The following is an 18890-nucleotide window of genomic DNA, read 5'->3' as shown; positions in this document are numbered from 1 at the left end:
CGCAGCGTGAAGCAGTGCGGGACGAAGGGACTGCGGGGACGACGGGGTTGCGGGGGAACGGACAGGACCACGGCAGTCCTGAGGAGCTGGAGGGGACCCCTGCCGGGGCACGTGCGAACGGAGAACACCCTCCTGCCGGGTGCGTACGAACCGGAAGCCCGCCCTCCTGCCGACACGCGTGCGACCGCCGCTCCCCCGACGCCTCCCCGGCCCGGACACCACCGGCCGACGCGGCGCCGGCCCTCTCGGTCCGGGCCGACGGGGGCGCTCAGCGTCTCCTGCGACGCCGGGGGCGGCAGGGGAGAGGACTCAGGACTGGCTGCATGCGGCGCTCGGCTCTCATATCGCGTCTCATATATGACATACGAAGGGCAACGCGACGAACGTAAGTCGGCACACTTCCCCGGTCAATGCCCGTGCAGGAGAAAGTTCTTGCGCCCGGGCACGCAGAAGCGCCCCATCCCCGGCGGAGCCGGAACCGGATGGGGCGCTCTGATGGTCGTACGGGACGTGCCGGCGGACGTGATCAGGCCTCGACCGAGACCTTGCCGGCCGTGGCGGGGCCCGTCCTGTCGCCGTCGGCCGTGGGGCGGACGAGGCCCGGGATGAACGCGGCGACCGCTGCCGCGACGAGGGCGACTCCGCAGCCGATCATCAGGCCGACCCGGAAACCGTCCTCGGAGGCGAGCGAGAACCCGCCGAGGTCCATGGTCATCTGCGCCAGCACCACACCGATCACGGCTGAGCCGATGGTGGTGCCCAGGGAGCGCATCAAGGTGTTGAAGCCGTTGGCCGCGGCGGTCTCCGAGAGCGGGACCGAACTCATGATCAGGGCCGGCATCGCGCCGTAGGCGAGGCCGACGCCGCTGTTGATGACGATACCGACGATCATCAGGCCCCAGGCGGAGCCCATGAGGAACAGGGAGATGCCGTAACCCAGCGAGATCACCAGTGCGCCGAGGACGAGCGCGATCTTGGGGCCGCGCGCATTGATCAGTTTCCCGCCGAGCGGCGAGACGATCATCATCATCACGCCACCGGGAGCCATCCAGAGGCCGGCGGCGAGCATCGACTGCCCCAGGCCGTACCCCGTGGCCTCGGGGAACTGAAGCAGTTGCGGCGCGATCAGCATGAACGCGTACATGCCGACGCCGACCAGGATCGACGAGACGTTGGTCAGCAGCACGCGCGGGCGGGCGGTGGTGCGCAGGTCGACCAGCGGGTCGCGGGTACGCAGCTCGTAGAACCCCCAGCCGCCGAGGGCCACGACCGCCACGGCGAACAGACCGAGCGTGGTACCCGAACCCCAGCCCCAGTCCGCGCCCTTGGAGATCGCCAGCAGCAGGGAGACGAGGCCGATGGCGAGCCCGATGGCTCCGGGCGCGTCGAAGCGCTGCCCCTTGGCGCCGGCAGGGACGTCCGGCACGAAGCACCGGATGAGGACGGCGACCACCAGCGCGAGGACCGCGGAACCCCAGAACAGCACGCGCCAGCTGGTGTACTCCGCGACGGCGGCGGAGATCGGCAGCCCGAGGGCGCCGCCGATGCCCATGGAGGCACTGACGAGCGCGATGGAACCGCTGAGCTTCTCGGCGGGCACCACGTCGCGCAGCAGTGCGATACCCAGCGGCACCATGCCCATGCCCATGCCCTGGAGCCCGCGCCCGATGATCATCGGGACCACGGAGGAGGCGAGCGCACACACCACCGAGCCGGCGATCAGCGGGACCGCGCAGGCCAGCAGCATCCGCCGCTTGCCGAGCAGGTCACCGAGCCGGCCGGTGACCGGCACGCACACGCCGGCGACCAGGAGGGTGACCGTGACCACCCAGGCCGCGTTCGAGGAGGAGGTGTCGAGGATCCGCGGCAGCTCGGCGATCAGCGGGGTCACCAGCGTCTGCATCACCGCGGCGACGCTGCCGGCGAGCGCCAGTGTCGTGATCACACCGCCTGCGCGGGCTGTGGGCTGGGGGGCATCCATATCGCGGGTCCTCGGCTATCTGTCGGTGGAAGACTTGGCATCGTACACGCCTATTGCATCATGCATATGGTGTGGCATATGCACTTCGCCGTGACCATACGATGAAGCCGGCACGCACGACGGCACGACGACACACCGGCCTCGCCCGGCAGGAAGCAGGAGGTGCCCGCAGATGAAGAGGGCAACGCAAGAGGTCGAGTACGAACAGATGCTGCTCAGCCGCCACGGCCTGCTGGCCCACAGGAAGGGGCGCCGCAAGGACGGCCTCCTGGAGCGCAGCGCGTACGTCCTGCTGAGCCGCATCCGCGTCCAGGGCCCCATGTCCGTCGGCGAACTCAGCGAGGCCTTCGACCTCGACGTCTCCACCCTCAACCGGCAGACAGCCGCGGTCATGCGCGCCGGATTCGTCGAGCGCATCCCCGATCCGGACGGGGGCATGGCGCGCAAGTTCCGCATCACCGAGGAGGGCGCGAGGACCCTCGACGCGGAGCGGGAGGGCATGGTCAGCGCCCTGGAACGGGTCATGGCCGACTGGCCCGACGAGGACATCTCCGCCTTCGCCGGCTATCTGCGCCGCTTCAACTCCGACATCGAACGCATCGGCGGCCGCCCCTGGCCGAGGCCCTGAGCCGCGCCACGGGCATGCGCCCCTCCCTCCGGACGGGCATCCATGCGGACAGTATCTGACCGCATCGGGTGTCATCGTGCGTGTGCGGCCGGGAGACCGGCGACGGACGACGTAGGGAGACGGGCATGACGTTCCTGGTGGCGGGCGCGACCGGCACGGTCGGGCGGCAGGTGGTGGCGGCACTGCGGGAGGCCGGCGCGCCGGTTCGGGCTCTGACCCGGAAGCCCGGGGCCGTGTCGTTCGGCCCGGGGGTCGAGGTGGTCGGCGGCGACCTCACCGACGCCGCGTCGCTGGCGTCGGCGCTGCACGGCGTGGCCGCCGTGCACCTGATCAACTTCGGGGGCGACGACTACGCCCCTCTGGACAACGGCGCGGACCTGGTGGCGGCCATCGAGGACGCGGGAGTCCGCCGGGTGACCATGCTGGCAGGCTGGTCGGAGTCGACCCTCGAGCCGGCCGTGCGGGCATCAGGGCTCGCGTGGACCATGGTGGCGCCGACCGAGATCATGGCCAACGCCCTGGAGTGGGCGGACGAGGTACGCGGTGGACGGGTCGAGCGGCCGTACGGGGACTCACGCACCGCCATGGTGCACGAGGGGGACATCGGCGCGGTGGCCGCCACCGCGCTGATCGAGGACGGACACGCGGGCGCGGAGTACCTGCTGACCGGTCCGGAGCGGATCTCACTGCGGGAGAAGATCGCCTTGCTGGGCTCGGCGGCCGGCCGGAAGGTCGAGTTCGTGGAGCTGACGCCGGACCAGGCGCGGGTACGGATGCGGGCGCAGGGCGTGCCGGCGCACATGATCGACTTCCAGCTGGAGGTGTTCGCCGCGCCGCCGGTCGAGTACAACACCCCGAACGGCGTGATCGAGAAGGTGACGGGACGTCCGGCACGCGGCTTCGCCCGGTGGGCCCGGGAGAACGCGGCCGCGTTCCGCTGAGCCGCCCCCGGCTCGTCCACTCCCGGCCGGGGCTCCGCCGCGCGCTCGCCGGCACTCCGGTGGAGCACGGGGTGGCGAAGGCATCCGCCCGGCCACGCATCGCTCACGCACAAGCGCGAGACGATGTACCGGCCAGAACCGTGTCACCAGGAGCGAACGGCGGCGACCGACCCTCCAGCCTGTACGGCGAGCCGCCTCCGTTGCGGCAATGGCCGGTCAGGAAGTCACGGGTCGCGACGCATCGCGTCTAGGCGCAAGCAGTGTCATTGCCGCGATCCCTGCCGTGAACAGGAGCGCGGCGGCGACGGCGGCGCCAGGGGAGCTCACTCCGTGCAGCGGCCAGGTCCAGGGAAAGGGGCGTCCCCCGGGACCGAGGCCGATGAGTGCGCAGAGAACGGGCACGAGGGCGACGGTCAGCGGACCGTACACGCGCCCGGCGAGGTACTGAACGATGAGCCCTACACCCAGGTATCCGAGGAGATTCCGTGCCGCGGCGAGGGACATGGAGGAATCCGCCGCACAGGCGGCGCCGAGGCCCAGGGTGGCGGCCAGCAGGGCAGTTGCCGCCAGCATGCCGGCCTGGTACCGGGTCACGGGACGGACCGCGGTGGTGTCGTAGATGCGAGGCACCCGGTCGAGCGCGTGGAGAGCGAATGCCGCGGGGACGGCGGGGAGTACGAGGGCCACGGGGATTCCTGCGCTCCTCCCGGCGAGGAGGGAGGGGATCGGCAGGGCGGAGCCGCCGAGGAGTGGTACCAGCAGCATGGTGGCGATGAGGACTGCTGCGGTGAGGGGTGTGGCGTGTGCGCGGTGCCACCAGTTCACGATGCGGCTGCCTCGGTGTAGGAGGCGGGGGCGAGGTCGGGCAGGACTTCGCAGTCGTGGACGGAGCGCATGTTGCGTTCGTACCAGGCGTGCTGGGTTTGTGTGGGCAGGGCGCGGATCTGTTCGGCGAGGGTGATCGCTTCGAGGGGCCAGCGCCGGGCGAGATCGCTCTTGGGGACGCCGCCGGCGAGGGAGAGCCAGGCGTATATGGCGATCACGGCTTGGTCGCCGGGGTATGCGGCGCCTTGGCGCAGTGCGCACGGGGGTGCTTCGTCGGGCAGTGGACTGGTGGCGACGTTCGAGGCGACGTTGGCCTTGTCGGGCTGGGAGTCGCCGAACTCGATCTGCCGGGCCGGGGTGACGCCGACACTGGCCAGCTGGGCGGTGGTCTCCTGGGCCCACTGGCTGATATCTGTCCGTCGGGTGTTCTGCTCGGGCCACAGACAGATCTGCGGGTTGTGCCCTGTGCAGGTGCGCAGGGCGGTGTCGCGGGGCTGGGTGCCATGGAACCCGAGGGGAACGGCCAGGGCCAGCGCGGCAGTGGTGGCTACGGTGAACCCGGTCAGGGAGAGCAGGGGGCGCCAGAGGCGGTGGTGCAGTGCTGAGCTGAGGACGACGGCCGTCACGATCGCGAGAGAGAAGGTGACGGTGGCCGCCAGGCTGCGGATGGAGGGTTCCTGGTCGAGGCCGCAGCACTCGGTGACGCCTTGTCCGTTGAGGTGGCGCAGCCAGGGGAGGCCGCCCAGGGCCGCCGGCCAGAATCCCCACAGGTAGCCGAAGATCAGCATGGTGGCGGCGCCGAGAAGTCTCGGCATGCGGGATCCGACGAACCAGCCCAGGGCGATGTGGGCCAGGACCACGCTGTAGGAGACGGCGAGGATCGCCGGGTTCGGGAATCCTGACGTGGACGTCACCGATGCCATGACGACGGCGAAGGGGGCGATCATCGCGATCAGGCCGAGTAGGGCGATGGGGCCGAGGTGCAGGGTGGCCACGCAGAGCAACCCGCGGGCCGGGGCCAGCACGGTGATCCCGCCCTGCTTGAGCCGGGCTGCTTCCCAGGCCGCTCCCGCCCCGCACGCGGCGCTGATGAAGCCGACGACGACCGTGGTCCGGGAGCTGATGGAAGGCCAGTAGGCGATGACTGACTCGGTGTTCTGCGCACTGAACCACACCAGCACGGGCACCAGGACGAGGGCGGCCCACGCTGCGGGACCGGAACGCAGCAGTGCCGAGATACGCACGGTTCAGACCTCCCCTCGGACCATGCCGCGGTAGGCGCTTTCCGCCCGCCGCTCGTACGGGGTGCCGGCGGGGGCGGTGGAGAAGAAGTCGCTCACCGGCCCTCGGAACACTGGCCGGCCGCGGTCGAAGACGATGACGGTGTCGTAGATGTCGGCGAGGTCCTCGGTCTGGTGCGTGGAGACGACGAAGTGCACCGAGTTGCTCAGTTCGGCCAGCAGATCCCGGAAGACACCGCGCTGGACGGGGTCGAGGCCGGCGGTCGGCTCGTCCAGGAGCACGACCTCGGCCTGGTGAACCAGCGTCTGCGCGATGCCCAGGCGGCGCAACTGTCCTCCGGAGAGCTCATGGCTCTTACGCCGGCCCAGTTCCGTGAGGCGGACCCTTCCCAGCGCGGTGGCCGAACGGTCCCATGCCTCGCGTTTGGACAAGCCTTTCAGCCAGCCCACGTAAGCGGCTTGCTCCCGCACCGTCAGGGCCGGAATGGCCTTCACTTCCTGCGGCAGCCAGCCCACCTTCTGCCGGAAAGCCCGACGGTCCCGTCGCCGGACACTGTCCAGACGCCCCAGAGTGATGTGCCCGGATACGGGGGCAAGGGAGGACGCTCCGAGAGAGAGCAGCGTCGACTTCCCCGCCCCGTTCGGGCCGAGGAGGACTGTGCAGCCTTGCGGGAGGTCCATCGTCAGCCCGTCGAGCACGGGAGTGCCGGACCGGTAGGCGAAGGAACAGTCCGTGTAGTGCAGTGGCACGCGAACCCCAGGTGAGTGATGACTACAGGCCCAGACGGTGGTGAGGGGCGAGTGGTTGCAGCCACTCACCCCTCACCACCGCGAACAGGCCAGTGGCGAACAGTGACCGTGGAGACGCTGAGGAACGCGGCAGTCGTGTCCTGCGCGTCAAGCGGCACGAAGGGTGGGACGGCAGTAGCGGTGTGCGGGTCACCCCGTTGAGTGGCCAGGAGAGGACCTCGACCCGGTCGCGCTGCATGACCCAGGCGCCCGTCGGACTGTCGTCGGCCGGGAGGTCCTCATCCAGGGCGCCGGCCAGGAGGACGTCCGCTTCCATGGCCCGCTCCAAGCTGAGAGCAGTGCGGGCGTGCTGCCCGACTGCAGGAGCTGGTGGCGGTGCATGAGCATCAGCCTGCCCGCCCCGCGACGCAGGCGAGTGCCCCATGAGCGTCGCCCGCCTCTGCGGCACCCGATGACTCCGTCCCGGCCGACGCGACCTCCCCAGGCAACCCCGGCCGGGACGGTTCGATCCCCCCAACAGCAGAGGAGAACCACCGTGACCGTATTACCCGTGATCGCCCGCGTACTCATCACAGACGCAGAAATCACCAACTGCCGCAGCACCGTCATGGACGCCGACCCGGACATGACCGAGGAGATCGCCGGCCGCATCGTGGAGGAGGGCCTCAAGTCCGTGGCCGCCTGCGCGCAGAACCCGGCAACCGGACTGGACCCGTCGCGTCGCTTTCTCGGGGCAGCAAGGGGCCAGCAGTGCTCACGCAAGAGGCCCGGAAAAGGGGGACCCCAGCTCTCATGTGCCCTGAGCTGGGGTCCAGTGGTAGGCCGTGTGGGACTCGAACCCACAACCAACGGATTAAAAGTCCGCTGCTCTGACCAATTGAGCTAACGGCCCCTGATGGATCACCCCCGAGCATAGCTCCCCCGGGCCCGGCAGCCGATCGGGTATCGGGTGCCGGGCCCTGTCGTGGTCCGGGCGGGGTGGGTCAGCCCTTCGATTCGCCCTTGCTCGTGCGCTTGTGCGCCGGGGCGTCCGGTTTCAGGAACCAGTGCCGGGCGGACACCAGCCACCAGACGGCGGCGAAGCCGAGGACCACCAGGACGGCCAGGGGCGCGTAGTTGAAGCTCTCCCAGGTCACCGGGGACACCTGGGGCAGCATGAAGAGCACCGTGATCACCCCGACCCACGTCACCGCGACGATCCCGATGGGCCGGGACCACCGGCCCAGGTGCCAGGGGCCCCGGACGAAGTCGTCGCCCCGCAGCAGCCTGAGCAGGGTGGGGATGACGTAGGCGATGTAGAGGCCGATGACCGCGATGGAGGTCACGGCGGCGTACGCGGTGACGTTGATCAGATACGGGAGACCGAGGGCCAGGGCGCCGAGAGCGGCCAGCCACACCGCGGCCACGGGGGTCCGGGTACGGGGACTCACCGTGTGCCACACCCGGGAGAAGGGCAGCGCCCCGTCGCGCGAGAAGGCGTAGATCATGCGGCTGTTGGCGGTCACCGAGGCCATCCCGCAGAACAGCTGGGCGCCGATCACGACGAGCAGCAGGAGCTTTCCCGTGGTGGCGCCGAGCGCGTCCAGCAGGATCTGGGCCGGCGGGGCGCCGGTCGGGGAGTTCAGGGCGCCGTCGTACGACTGGATGGCGAAGGTGAAGCCCAGGAGGAGGACGAAACCGGCGATCCACGACGTCCAGATCGACTGCACGATGCCGCGCGGTCCCGCCACGGCCGCGTCGTGGGTCTCCTCCGTCATGTGGGCGGAGGCGTCATAGCCCGTGAAGGTGTACTGCGCCATCAGCAGGCCGATCATCACGACGTAGAAGCCGCTGCCCCAGCCGGTGTTGTTGACGAACTCGGTGAAGACGTACGACGCCGACCGGTGCGAGTCCGGCACGAAGGTGAGCGCGCCCACGATGACGGCGACCCCGAACACGTGCCACCACACGCTGACGTTGTTGAGGACGGCGACGATGCCGACCCCGAAGGTGTTCAGCAGGCCGTGCAGGACCAGGATCGCGGCGAAGAGCAGGATCGTGCGGCCGGGAGTGACCTCGAAGCCGAACTGCAGGTTCAGGTACGCCCCGAGGAAGGACGCCGCCCCGAAGTCGATGCCCGCGGTGACGGCGACCTGGCCGAGCACGTTGAACCAGCCCGCGAACCAGGCCCACGCCGCCGCCGAACGCGGTGGGGCGAGGCGGTGCGCCCAGAAGTACAGGCCCGCCGAGGTGGGGTACGCCGAACAGATCTCGGCCATCGCCAGGCCGACGAACAGCGTCATCAGTCCGACACCGACCCACCCCCAGGTGATGACGGCGGGGCCGCCGGTGTTCATGCCGAACAGATACAGCGTCAGGCACCCGGAGAGCACGGAGATGATCGTGAACGAGACGGCGTAGTTGGAGAAGGCGGACATCCGGCGGGCGAGGACCTGGGTGTAGCCGAGCTCGGCCAGCCGTTCCTCGTCCGTGGGCGCGGCGGCGGGGGCGGACGTGGGCCCGGAGCCCGGCGGGACATCCGGCGGCGGGGCCGCGACTGCGGCGTCATCGTTTGTCATGCCCCCAGCGATGCCCTCGCCGGGGGCACGGCATGCGCCCCTCACTCCACGCGTTGCGCGGCTAGAGGATCGTGGGGTACGCCGTCCAGCCCGGCCCCACCTTGGCCCGCGCCTCGAACGTTCCCGTCCCCGTCCCGTCGTACCGCCAGAGCACCCCGGACGTGTCCCTCGCGAGCAGGTCGTTCCGTCCGTCGCCCGTGATGTCGCCGACCGGGGCGAGCGCGTCGTACTGCTGCCAGCCGGAGCCGATCCGCACCTTGGCGGCGACCCTGCCCGTGCCTGTTCCGGCGTAGCGCCACAGGACTCCGGCACTGTCGCGGACCAGCAGGTCACCGGCACCGTCGCCGGTCAGGTCACCCGCGCCCACGACCGTGAGCCCGTTCCAGCCGACACCGATCTGGGTCCGTGCCTTCAGCCTGCCCGTACCGTCGCCCGGATACAGGAAGAGGTAGCCGGTGGAATGCTGACGCGCCAGCAGGTCCGCCACCCCGTCGCCGTTGAGGTCACCGGGCGCGAACATGTCGTACGCCTTCCAGCCGGAGCCGATCACCTCGTAGTCCGTGGGGGCCCCGCTGCCGTCGGCGCACGGGCCGTCGAGCCGCATCAGTGTGCCGTCGTTCTTCGCCGCGAGGTAGTCGTTGCACCGGTCGCCACCGAGGTCGCCGGTCGGAAGGATCCTTGTCGCGGCCGTGTCCTCGAAGCCCCAGTGACCGCTGAGCGGACCGACGGTTCCGGGCAGCCGTCCGTCCCGGCGTCCGATCGCACCGTCCGCCATGACGACGAAGAGGTCGCCCAGCCCGTCCCTGCCGAAGTCACGCCAGGCCGCCGCGCCCGTGGTGAACGAGACCTCTCCGCTCCGGACCAGCGCGGCGCCGTGCCCGTCGGCCGGCTGCACGGTCAGTGTCCAGCCGTACCGGCCGTTGACGGCGGGGCGGCCCGTGTCGTCGAGGCCGTCCCACTCGGCCGAGAGCCCGCCCCTGACCTCGCCGCCCGTGACCGTGCGGACCACGTTCCCGGTCCGCCGGTCCGTGAAGACGGCCTTCCACGACGAGGCGGGTTTCGACAGCTTCCCGCCGTACGTCCAAGCGCCCGAGACGGCACCCGGCAGGCCCGTCCACGCCTCCTCATGAGCCGACAGAGGCTGGGTGGGCACCCCGGTGGGCACGATGTGCACCCGTTGGCCCGCGTCCACGTAGGCGAGGTGGCCGCCGTACTTGTCCACCGTCCACGCCACCCGGCGCTGCGGGTCCGTGGTCGCGGGAAGGTCCCCCACGACGCGGGACACCTCGGAACCGGCGGCCGCCGAGGCCACCAGGTCGGTCAGCGTCAGCAGCCCGGCCGCCTTGTCGTGGCGTACGAGGTACCCGTCGCCCAGCAGCGCCTCGCCCGCGAGCACGGTCTGCGGCTTCCCCGTCGTCCGGTCGAACACCCCGGCCCGGCCCGCCGCCGGACACGACCAGTACAACCAGCGTCCGAGTGCCTGCAGATCGTCCGGCGCGCAGCCGGTGCCGAGGGACAGCGTCGCCGTGGTCCTGCCCGTGGCCAGGTCGTAGGAGGTGACCGTGCCCGGCTCCGTCCCGGCGCTCCACAGGGTTCCGGCCCACAGGGCGGACGCCACGGGTGTCCTGGTCAGGAGCTTCTGCCCGCCGTGGGTCCGGTAGACGATCTGCTGGTTCGACGCCGCGTGCGTGTAGACGGAGTAGGCGCCGTCGGTGTCCGTGAGGGTTCCCCCGGTGAGCCCCGTGTGGAAGGAGCTCGCGCGCGACACCCGTATCTCGTCGCCGGCGCCCGAGGGCTGCCGGTTGAGGACCACCGGCTCGCCGTCGCCGGTGCCGTGGATGGCGTGACAGTCGGGATCCCCGGGCCCGCAGTCGCTCACGAACGAGATGAACGACTCGGTGGCCGGCCCGTAGGCGGGCGTCCCCTGGACCGCTGTCGAACGCTCGGTGCCCACGCGGAGCGTGCGCGGGCTGGAGGCGACGGTGAGCTTGCCCGCCGCCAGGCCGATTCCCTCCAGGTCCACGGGCAGTGCGGACAGGTCGACCACGCGGGTGGGCTGCGGGACTCCGTCCGGCCCTTCCACGACCCGGTACACCCCCCAGGTCGTGTCCGTCGCGTAGCCGGTGGCCCCACCGACGACCACGGCTGAACCGTCCTGCGCCGCCGCGATGTCCGTCCTGGCCGTCTTGAGCACCTGCCGGGCGGGACCGCCGTCGAGGGGCGTCGCCATCAGCGCGCTGCCACCCTTGTTGTGCAGCAGCCAGTCGCCGACGACGGCGAGGTGGTAGCTGTTGCGTTCGGCCGGCGCCGGCGCGGTGAGGACCTTCGGAGTGGCGCCGAGGTCGGAGCGGGGGACCACGCTGATCGTCGAGTCCGCGCCGTAGGAGAACCAGACCACGTGCCGGGGCGTCAGCAGGTAGCCGGGCGCGGCACCGCTGATGTGGGCGGAGCCGCCCGCGTCCATGTGCGCGGTGTCCACGTCGACCAGCGCCATCCTGGCGACGCCCTCATGGACGAAGCGCAGCAGGATGCCGTCCTCGTCACCCGCAGCCGCGGCCTGGGACAGGAAGTACTTGGAACCCTCGGGAAGGCCGGTGACCGTGCGGTCCCGGGTCGTCCCGTCGTCCCGGGCGTCCAGGAGGTGGGCCTCGGGGGCCGCCGTGCTGGTCGTCCCGCCGGACTCCACGGTCTGCAGCTTCACCGCGACGACCGTGTGCCCGTACACACCGGAGAAGGTGAGGCCCTCCGGGATCGTCACGAACTCCGTCGTGCCCGCCGCCATGTCGCGCAGCTCGACCTCGCCGTCCCGCAGATAGGCGATGGTGTCGGTCCCGGTCCCGTACATCCGGGTGACGGCACCCGTGCCCGTCGGTCCCGCGGGGAAGTGGACGCCGTCCGAGAGACGGGTCCAGCGGTAGTCGGCCTTGCCGGGGACGCGGCTGAAGACGCCCAGCTCACCCACGGCGTCCGCCTCACGGGCGCCGTTCGTGGAGACCAGGGTGAAGGGCTGTACGGAGCTCCGCAGTCCGGCCGGCACGACCACGGGGTCGGCGGCCTCCGCGGCAGATGACGGAACGGCGTTCTGCGCGGCCTGCGGCGCGGCGGAGACCGCCGGCGACAGACCCGCGGTGACGGACAGCACGAGCGATGCGGCGACGACGCCGGATCTGAGGGCGCGGTGGGCCACTCGGGTTCCTCCCCTGGACTGACACGAGTACGCAGGCATGGAGGACCGAGGAATGGCTGTCGTAGAACCGGACCGCCCCCCGGGCGCACTCGGCCGCCCGCCACTGCCCCCCGGCAGTACCCCCACGCAGGTCGACGGATCCTAACAGGGCCGGCACAGGCGCGGTCAGGGGATGACGCGGCAGGGGATGACGCGGCAGGGGATGACGCGGCAGGGGATGACGCGGCAGGGGATGACGCGGCAGGGGATGACGCGGCAGGGGATGACGCGGCAGGGCCCGTACAGCACCCAGGTGCTGTACGGGCCCTGCCGCGTCAGTCGGTCAGCGACGGTCAGCCGTTGCGCTTCCAGCGCGGCTTGTCGTCGCGGCGGCCGAAGGTGCCGGTGCCGGTGCCCGTGCCGGTGCCACCGCGGTGGTCGTCACGGCGGCCGGTCGGGCGGTCGCTGCCGCCGGAGCGGAAGCCGCCCGAGGGACGGTCGTCACGACGGTCGCGGTTGAACGGACGGTCGCTGCCGCCGGAGCGGAAGCCGCCGGACGGACGGTCGTCACGACGGTCGCGGTTGAACGCCGGGCGGTCGTTGTCACGACGCTCGAACGGACGGCCGCCCCGGTCGTCACGACGGTCGCCACCGGTGCTGCCACCGGAGCGGAAACCACCGGACGGACGGTCGTCACGACGGTCGCGGTTGAACGCCGGGCGGTCGTTGTCACGACGCTCGAACGGACGGCCACCCCGGTCGTCACGACGGTCGCCACCGGTGCTGCCACCGGAGCGGAAACCACCGGACGGACGGTCGCTGCTGCCGCGGAACGACGGACGGTCGTTGCTGCCCCGGTAGCCGGCACCGCCGGAGGGACGGCCACTGCGCTCGCCGACACGGTCGTTGCCACCGCGGTAACCACCACGGTCGCCACGGTCGTTGCCGCCGCGGTAACCGCCACGGTCGTTGCCGCCCCGGTCGTCACGGCGGTTGAAGTTGCCCCGGTCGTCGCGACGGTCGTCGCGTGCGGCCGGCTGCTCGGGCACGGACACGGCCGCGACGAGCGCGGCCTCGGCCTCGGCGGCCACCTCGGCCACCGCCGCCTCCGGGTCGTCGCCCCGCTCGCGGGCGGCACGGGCGACCAGCCTGTCGGCCTCCTCGCGCAGCTCCACGGCGCGCCGCTGCACGCGCTCCAGCTGCTTGGTGAGGTCGGCGGCCTCGCGCTCGGCCTGCTTGGCCGCGTTGTTCGCGGAGTCCGCCTGCACCTCGGTCAGCGAGCGGGCGCCGGTGATCTCGGCGACCTCGGGCTCGAAGACGCCCGCGCCCTGCACGATGTGGCGCGAGGCGTCGACGCCCGCGTCCTCCATGAGGCGGAAGATCTGGCGGCGCTGGTGCGGAAGCGCCAGCGAGACGACGACACCGGACTTGCCGGCACGCGCGGTACGGCCCGAGCGGTGCAGGTAGTCCTTGTGGTCACCGGCCGGGTCCACGTTCAGCACGAGGTCGATGCCGTCGACGTGGATACCGCGGGCGGCGACGTCGGTGGCGACGAGGGCGTTGACATAGCCCTTCTTGAAGTCCTCGAGGACGCGGGTGCGGGCACCCTGCGTCATGCCGCCGTGCAGCGCGTCGGCCTTCACGCCGGACTCGATGAGCTGCTCGGCGATGCGGTCGGCGCCCAGCTGGGTGCGGACGAAGATGATCGTGCGGCCCTTGCGGGCGGCGATCGCGGCCGTGACGGGAGCCTTGTCCTTCGGCTTCACGACGAGGACGTGGTGCGACATGGTCGAGACGTTGCCCTGGGCGCTGTCCACCTCGTGGGTGACCGGGTTGCTCAGGTAGCGCTTGACCAGCGTGCCGATCTCGTTCTCCATGGTGGCGGAGAAGAGCATGCGCTGGCCGCCGCCGGGGATCTGGTCGAGCAGCTCGGTGACCTCGGGCAGGAAGCCCAGGTCCGACATCTGGTCGGCCTCGTCGAGGACCGCGACCTGGACGTTCTCCAGGGAGCAGGCGCCCCGGTTGATGATGTCGCGCAGACGGCCCGGCGTGGCGACGAGGACGTCGACACCGCGCTCCAGCGCGTAGATCTGGTTGCCCATCGACGTACCGCCGCAGACGACCTTCATCTTGAGGCCGAGCACGTCACCGTACGGCTGGAGGGCGTCCGCGACCTGCATCGCGAGCTCACGGGTCGGCGTGAGGATGATCGCGCGGGGCTTCTTCTTCTCGGTGTGGCCACCGGACAGCGCGGCCAGGGTGGGCAGACCGAAGGAGAGCGTCTTGCCGGAGCCGGTCCGGCCACGGCCCAGGATGTCCTTGCCGGCCAGGGCGTCCGGGATGGTCGCGGCCTGGATCGGGAAGGGAGCCGTCACACCGTTCTGCGCGAGCTTGCGGACGATGCCGTCGGGCAGTCCGAGCGAGGCGAACGTGACGCTCGGCTCGGCGTCCTCGGCGACCTCTTCGGAGGTGGCCTCTTCGGTGGCGACCTCTTCGGTGGCGACCTCTTCGGTGGCCTCCGCGGCGGGAGCCTCGGCCGCGGGGGTCTCCACGGCCGGGGTCTCGACGGCTGCCTCGGGGGCCTGGGCCACTACGGCCTCGGCTGCCTGCACGACCTCGATGTTCTCGACGTCGTTCTCGGGCATGACGGTGTGGTCAGAACTGGAAATTGACATGCGAAATGCGAAACCTTCCGGAGTCTCGGCACGCGCCCGTAACTCCGTGTTTTCGCAATTTCGACCGCCTCAATGCGGTCCAGCCACGGTAAGGGAGAGTACGCGCCACACGGCGCTCTTCTGTGTCGGCGCCGGGCATAGGATCAAACGATCTACTACCATACGCACCCTCCCCCCATTCGCGCAAACCGGGTCTGCCGCGAGCCGCCTCACACCGGCGCCACCTGCGGTGATGCCCGGGGAGTGGGCCACACCTCAACCCGCCCCGGCGCCCCCATCGCATCCGTGCGGGACTGCGCGGCCGGCGACGCCGACGGCGGCTCCGGCGGGGGCGAGGGTTCCGGCTCGGGCGAGGGCGGGGGCTCCTCGGGGACGACCGGCGGGGGCGGCGGCTCCCCCGGGGCCGGCACGCTCGGCTCCGGGACGGGCACGTGGCCGCCCAGGGTCGGCTCCGGGGTACCCGGGCCGCCGGGAGCCGGGCGGGCGTCCCCGGGCGCCGCCGAGGGGGCCCGGCGCGAGGCCTTGGCGTCCGGCTCGCGGGGCGCGCCCCGGTCGGACTGCGCCTCGGCACGGCCGCCGGACGACCCGGACCGGCCGGTGCCGGACACGGCGGAGCCGTCCGGCCGGGCCGACGCGCCCTTCTCACCGGCGGAACGCGACGGCGCCGGCTTCCCGGCGTCGTCGCCGACGCTCACACAGCCTGTGGTGGCGGCGATCGTCAGCGCGGTGACGGCTGCCCAGCGGACGCGGGCGGACAACTGGCGCACGAGGTGACACCTCCGGGGAGGGGAGAGCGGGGACGGGGGAGCGACGTGTTCAACTCCCCTGCCCCCGCCGGGGACACGCCCGGACACCACACCCGCGCGCACGCCGGCCGGCCGGGTCAGACGCCCGGGCCCCCGGAGCCCCCCGCCAGTTCCGTCCCCAGGAACACCGCCCCCAGCCCCACCAGCAGCGACACGAGCACATTGGCCCCGGCCAGGAAGCCGCGGCCCGTCTCCGCGAGCCGCAGGGTCTCGTAGGAGAAAGTCGAATACGTGGTCAGCGCCCCGCACAGGCCGGTGCCCAGCAGCGCGTACACGGGGGTGGACACCGCCGCTCCCGCGAGGATCCCGAGGATCAGGCTGCCCGCCGCGTTGACGGCGAAGGTCCCCCACGGGAACACGTACGGCAGTCCGGCACCGTGCCGCGCCTGAACCGCACGGTCCGTCAGATAGCGCAGCGGTGCTCCGACGGCGCCTCCCAGGGCCACCAGGAGCCAGTTCACCCGGCCCGCCCCCGTCCGCCGGCCAGCGACCGGGTCAGCGAGGCCGCCCCCCACACGGCGCCGAGCGCCGCCACGGCCGTCGCCGCCGCGTACGCCGTCGCCGTCGCGACTTCCTGACGCACCAGCAACCGGGACACGTCGGCGGCGTACGCCGAGAACGTGGTGAACCCGCCGAGCACGCCCACCCCCAGGAACGGGCGTACCAGTGGGTGCGTGACCACCTTCCGCTCGACGGTCAGCACCATCAGCACGCCGATCAGGGCGCAGCCCGTCACGTTGACGGCGAAGACCGCCCAGGGGAAGCCGTCGTCGGGGGCCGGCCAGGCGAGGGACGCCGCGTGGCGCGCCGTGGCCCCGAGCGCACCGCCCGCCGCGACCGCCCCCAGGACCCGCCCCGGGCCGGCGCCACGCGTCCCGGCGCGCAGCGCGGGCACGGGGGGACCGGCGGCCGGCCGCTCGGGCGGAGGGCTCTGGGTGCTCACCCGTAGCCCAGCTCGTGCAGCCGTTCGTCGTCGATGCCGAAGTGGTGGGCGATCTCGTGGACGACGGTGATCTCGGTCTCGGCGACCACGTCCTCGCGGGTCTCGCACATCCGCAGCGTCGGGCCCCGGTAGATGGTGATGCGGTCCGGCAGCACCCCCGCGTACCACTCGCCGCGCTCGGTGAGGGGTGTGCCCTCGTAGAGTCCGAGCAGCTCCCGGTCCTCCGGATCCTCCGGCTCCTCCTCAACGAACACCGCGACGTTGTCCATCAGCCGCATCAGCTCCGGCGGGACCCGGTCAAGAGCCAGGCTCACCAGCTCTTCGAACTCCTCGCGCGTCATCTCCAGCACCCCGCCATTGTCACGTACGCCGCACGGAACGGGCGGGCCGCACCCCGCCCCGGGGCCACCCGCCCGGCCCACACCTCCCCGCCCGCCCGCATGCCCGCCGCCCGATCGGGGCATACGCGCCCAATGGCACGCCCGTTCCACGCCGCAGCCGCCCGCGTCCGCCGCCTCCGCCGTCCCCGTCCACGCTCCGCCGCCGCCGGCGGACTCGCCCCCACGGCGCACCCCTGGAAGCGCGCGCTCGGCCTGCTGGCCGTGGTCGTGCTCGGCGCCTGGCTCGGACTGCTGGTCGTCGGCAGTGTGCGTACGCCCGTGGGTCCCATGGACACCACCATGACCCTGCGTCCGTCCGTGAGCGGCGGGACCAAGATCAACGTGTCACCGCTGGGCGCCCTGGAACTGGACTCCCACCACGCCCCGGTCCGCCTGGACGTGGACGTCGACCAGCTGGACCCCGGGCGCGCCCAGGCCCTGGTGAAACACCCCGAGCGCCTCTCCGGTCTCCAGGACGAGGTCACCGACGACGTGGCCGCCGGCACCCGCGAGCTGGCCGTCCGCTCCTGCGTGGCCGTGGTCTCCGGCGCCACCGCCCTCGGCCTGGTCGCCTACCGGCGCCCGCGCCGCGCCCTGGCCGCCGGAGGACTCGCCCTGGCGCTGCTCGCCGCCTCGGGCGTCAGCGCCTACGCCACGTGGAACCCGAAGTCCGTCCTGGAGCCGAAGTTCTCCGGGCTGCTCTCCAGCGCCCCGTCGGTCGTGGGCGACGCCCGCTCGATCGTCACCGAGTTCGACGTCTACCAGCAGGAGCTGGCACGGCTCGTCACCAACGTCACCAAGCTGTACGACGCCACGTCCACCCTCCCCGTGTACCAGCCGGACCCCGCGACCATCCGGGTCCTGCACGTCTCCGACATCCATCTCAACCCCGCCGCCTGGCACATCATCGGCTCACTCGTCGAGCAGTACGAGATCGACGTGATCATCGACTCCGGCGACACGATGGACCACGGCACGGCGGCGGAGAACGGCTTCCTCGACCCCGTCCGTGACCTCGGCGCGCCCTATGTGTGGGTGAGGGGCAACCACGACTCCAAGGAGACCCAGGCGTATCTGAGGAAGACCAGGAACGCGCACGTCCTGGACGAGGGCGCCGCCGTGAGCGTGGGCGGGCTGCGCATCGCCGGGACCGGGGACCCCCAGTTCACCCCGGACCGCTCCCGCCCCACCGGCGGCAAGGCGTCCGAGCAGCTCGCGGGGATGCGCCTCGCCTCGGCGCTGCGTGACCAGGAGCGGGCGGGCACCCCGGTGGACATCGCGGTGGCCCACGATCCGAACGCGGCACGGGAGACGGACGGGACGGTCCCGCTCGTCCTGGCCGGTCACGTGCACCACCGGGTGAACGAGCTCCTGCCCCTGGGGACGCGGTTGAAGGTCGAGGGCTCCACGGGCGGCGGCGGGCTGCGCGCCGTGCAGAACGAGAAGCCCGAGAAGGTGCGTGCCTCGGTGCTCTACCTGGACCGCCCGACCCGCCGTCTGCAGGCCTGGGACGAGATCACCCTCGGAGGACTCGGCCTGACGACGGCCGAGGTCAGCCGCCATCTCCCGGAGGAGAACCTGAAGAGTCCATCCCCTTCCCCGAGCGTCTCGACGACGTCCCCGTAAACCGTTTTGGCGATACCTCCCTGCATCCCATATGCTTCTCACGTCCCCGACGCGCTGGAAAGCGCGCAGGTGGGCCCTTAGCCCTCATCGTCTAGTGGCCCAGGACGCCGCCCTTTCAAGGCGGTAGCACGGGTTCGAATCCCGTTGGGGGCACGCTTAACCGTGTGCGAGACTTGTCTCGCACATTAGCTTGGTCCTGTGGAGCAGTTTGGAGTGCTCGCCACCCTGTCAAGGTGGAGGCCGCGGGTTCAAATCCCGTCAGGACCGCTGCAGCCCTTATGAGCTGCGTGGCTGGGTAGCTCAGTTGGTACGAGCGATCGCCTGAAAAGCGATAGGTCGCCGGTTCGATCCCGGCCCCAGCCACCACCCG

14 protein-coding genes and 4 tRNA genes are annotated in these 18890 nt (G+C 71.6%); 6 read left to right on the top strand and 12 right to left on the bottom strand.

Features of this window, described 5'->3' with window-relative positions; translation table 11 throughout:
- Positions 1-526: 526 nt before the first annotated feature.
- Positions 527-1981 (bottom strand): MFS transporter, encoded by a 1455-nt coding sequence (locus tag ACHFIV_RS33025; RefSeq protein ID WP_398976532.1) that lies wholly within the window; start codon positions 1979-1981, stop codon positions 527-529.
- A gap of 172 nt (positions 1982-2153) precedes the next feature.
- Between ACHFIV_RS33025 and ACHFIV_RS33020 the strand changes: the two genes are divergently transcribed.
- Together ACHFIV_RS33020 and ACHFIV_RS33015 are read left to right on the top strand one after the other, a co-directional pair.
- Positions 2154-2609, top strand: a complete 456-nt coding sequence (locus ACHFIV_RS33020) for a MarR family winged helix-turn-helix transcriptional regulator (protein ID WP_398976530.1) — start codon at positions 2154-2156, stop codon at positions 2607-2609.
- A 125-nt stretch (positions 2610-2734) separates the two neighbouring features.
- Positions 2735-3550 carry an NmrA family NAD(P)-binding protein gene (locus ACHFIV_RS33015; protein ID WP_398976527.1) on the top strand — a complete coding sequence of 272 codons (816 nt, stop codon included), beginning with the start codon at positions 2735-2737 and terminating at the stop codon, positions 3548-3550.
- A 216-nt stretch (positions 3551-3766) separates the two neighbouring features.
- Here the strand turns inward: ACHFIV_RS33015 and ACHFIV_RS33010 are convergent, their stop codons facing one another.
- From ACHFIV_RS33010 to ACHFIV_RS32960, 11 genes are all read right to left on the bottom strand, one after another.
- Positions 3767-4375: a hypothetical protein gene (locus ACHFIV_RS33010; RefSeq protein ID WP_398976525.1), complete on the bottom strand. Its 609-nt coding sequence runs from the start codon at positions 4373-4375 to the stop codon at positions 3767-3769.
- Positions 4372-5619, bottom strand: coding sequence for a DUF7224 domain-containing protein (locus ACHFIV_RS33005; protein ID WP_398976523.1), 1248 nt, complete (start codon positions 5617-5619; stop codon positions 4372-4374). Before ACHFIV_RS33005 ends, ACHFIV_RS33010 begins: the two co-directional genes overlap by 4 nt.
- Before the next feature lie 3 nt (positions 5620-5622).
- Positions 5623-6366 (bottom strand): ATP-binding cassette domain-containing protein, encoded by a 744-nt coding sequence (locus ACHFIV_RS33000; protein WP_398976521.1) that lies wholly within the window; start codon positions 6364-6366, stop codon positions 5623-5625.
- A gap of 815 nt (positions 6367-7181) precedes the next feature.
- Positions 7182-7258 (bottom strand) — tRNA-Lys (locus tag ACHFIV_RS32995).
- Between the two features lie 91 nt (positions 7259-7349).
- A complete protein-coding gene (locus tag ACHFIV_RS32990) occupies positions 7350-8924 on the bottom strand; it encodes an amino acid permease (RefSeq protein ID WP_398976519.1) in 1575 nt (524 codons plus the stop codon).
- Positions 8925-8985: 61 nt separating this feature from the next.
- Positions 8986-12111: an FG-GAP-like repeat-containing protein gene (locus ACHFIV_RS32985; protein WP_398976517.1), complete on the bottom strand. Its 3126-nt coding sequence runs from the start codon at positions 12109-12111 to the stop codon at positions 8986-8988.
- A gap of 332 nt (positions 12112-12443) precedes the next feature.
- Entirely contained in the window at positions 12444-14765 is a 2322-nt protein-coding gene (locus ACHFIV_RS32980; RefSeq protein ID WP_398976515.1) for a DEAD/DEAH box helicase, read from the bottom strand.
- Positions 14766-14974: 209 nt separating this feature from the next.
- Entirely contained in the window at positions 14975-15532 is a 558-nt protein-coding gene (locus ACHFIV_RS32975) for a hypothetical protein (protein WP_398976513.1), read from the bottom strand.
- Between the two features lie 116 nt (positions 15533-15648).
- The gene (gene crcB / locus ACHFIV_RS32970; RefSeq protein ID WP_398976511.1) at positions 15649-16032 is read right to left on the bottom strand and encodes a fluoride efflux transporter CrcB; all 384 of its coding nucleotides are present in this window, start codon (positions 16030-16032) and stop codon (positions 15649-15651) included.
- Positions 16029-16514 (bottom strand): CrcB family protein, encoded by a 486-nt coding sequence (locus tag ACHFIV_RS32965; protein WP_398976509.1) that lies wholly within the window; start codon positions 16512-16514, stop codon positions 16029-16031. Before ACHFIV_RS32965 ends, crcB begins: the two co-directional genes overlap by 4 nt.
- Positions 16511-16864, bottom strand: a complete 354-nt coding sequence (locus ACHFIV_RS32960) for a metallopeptidase family protein (protein ID WP_015578045.1) — start codon at positions 16862-16864, stop codon at positions 16511-16513. The genes ACHFIV_RS32965 and ACHFIV_RS32960 overlap by 4 nt, the downstream gene beginning before the upstream one ends.
- Before the next feature lie 123 nt (positions 16865-16987).
- On the opposite strand from ACHFIV_RS32960, the gene ACHFIV_RS32955 reads away from it, so the two are divergent.
- The 4 genes from ACHFIV_RS32955 to ACHFIV_RS32940 all read left to right on the top strand — a co-directional run bounded on the left by ACHFIV_RS32955 (position 16988) and on the right by ACHFIV_RS32940 (position 18886).
- Positions 16988-18520 (top strand): metallophosphoesterase family protein, encoded by a 1533-nt coding sequence (locus ACHFIV_RS32955; protein WP_398976507.1) that lies wholly within the window; start codon positions 16988-16990, stop codon positions 18518-18520.
- An 80-nt stretch (positions 18521-18600) separates the two neighbouring features.
- A tRNA-Glu gene (locus ACHFIV_RS32950) sits at positions 18601-18673 on the top strand.
- A 39-nt stretch (positions 18674-18712) separates the two neighbouring features.
- A tRNA-Asp gene (locus ACHFIV_RS32945) sits at positions 18713-18787 on the top strand.
- Between the two features lie 22 nt (positions 18788-18809).
- Positions 18810-18886, top strand: a tRNA-Phe gene (locus ACHFIV_RS32940).
- Positions 18887-18890: the final 4 nt, after the last annotated feature.

This window comes from Streptomyces sp. ALB3 (assembly GCF_044385685.1).
Lineage (GTDB): Bacteria > Actinomycetota > Actinomycetes > Streptomycetales > Streptomycetaceae > Streptomyces.
Note: the sequence above shows the minus strand (reverse complement) of the source record. Positions and strands in the feature narration are given on the sequence as shown.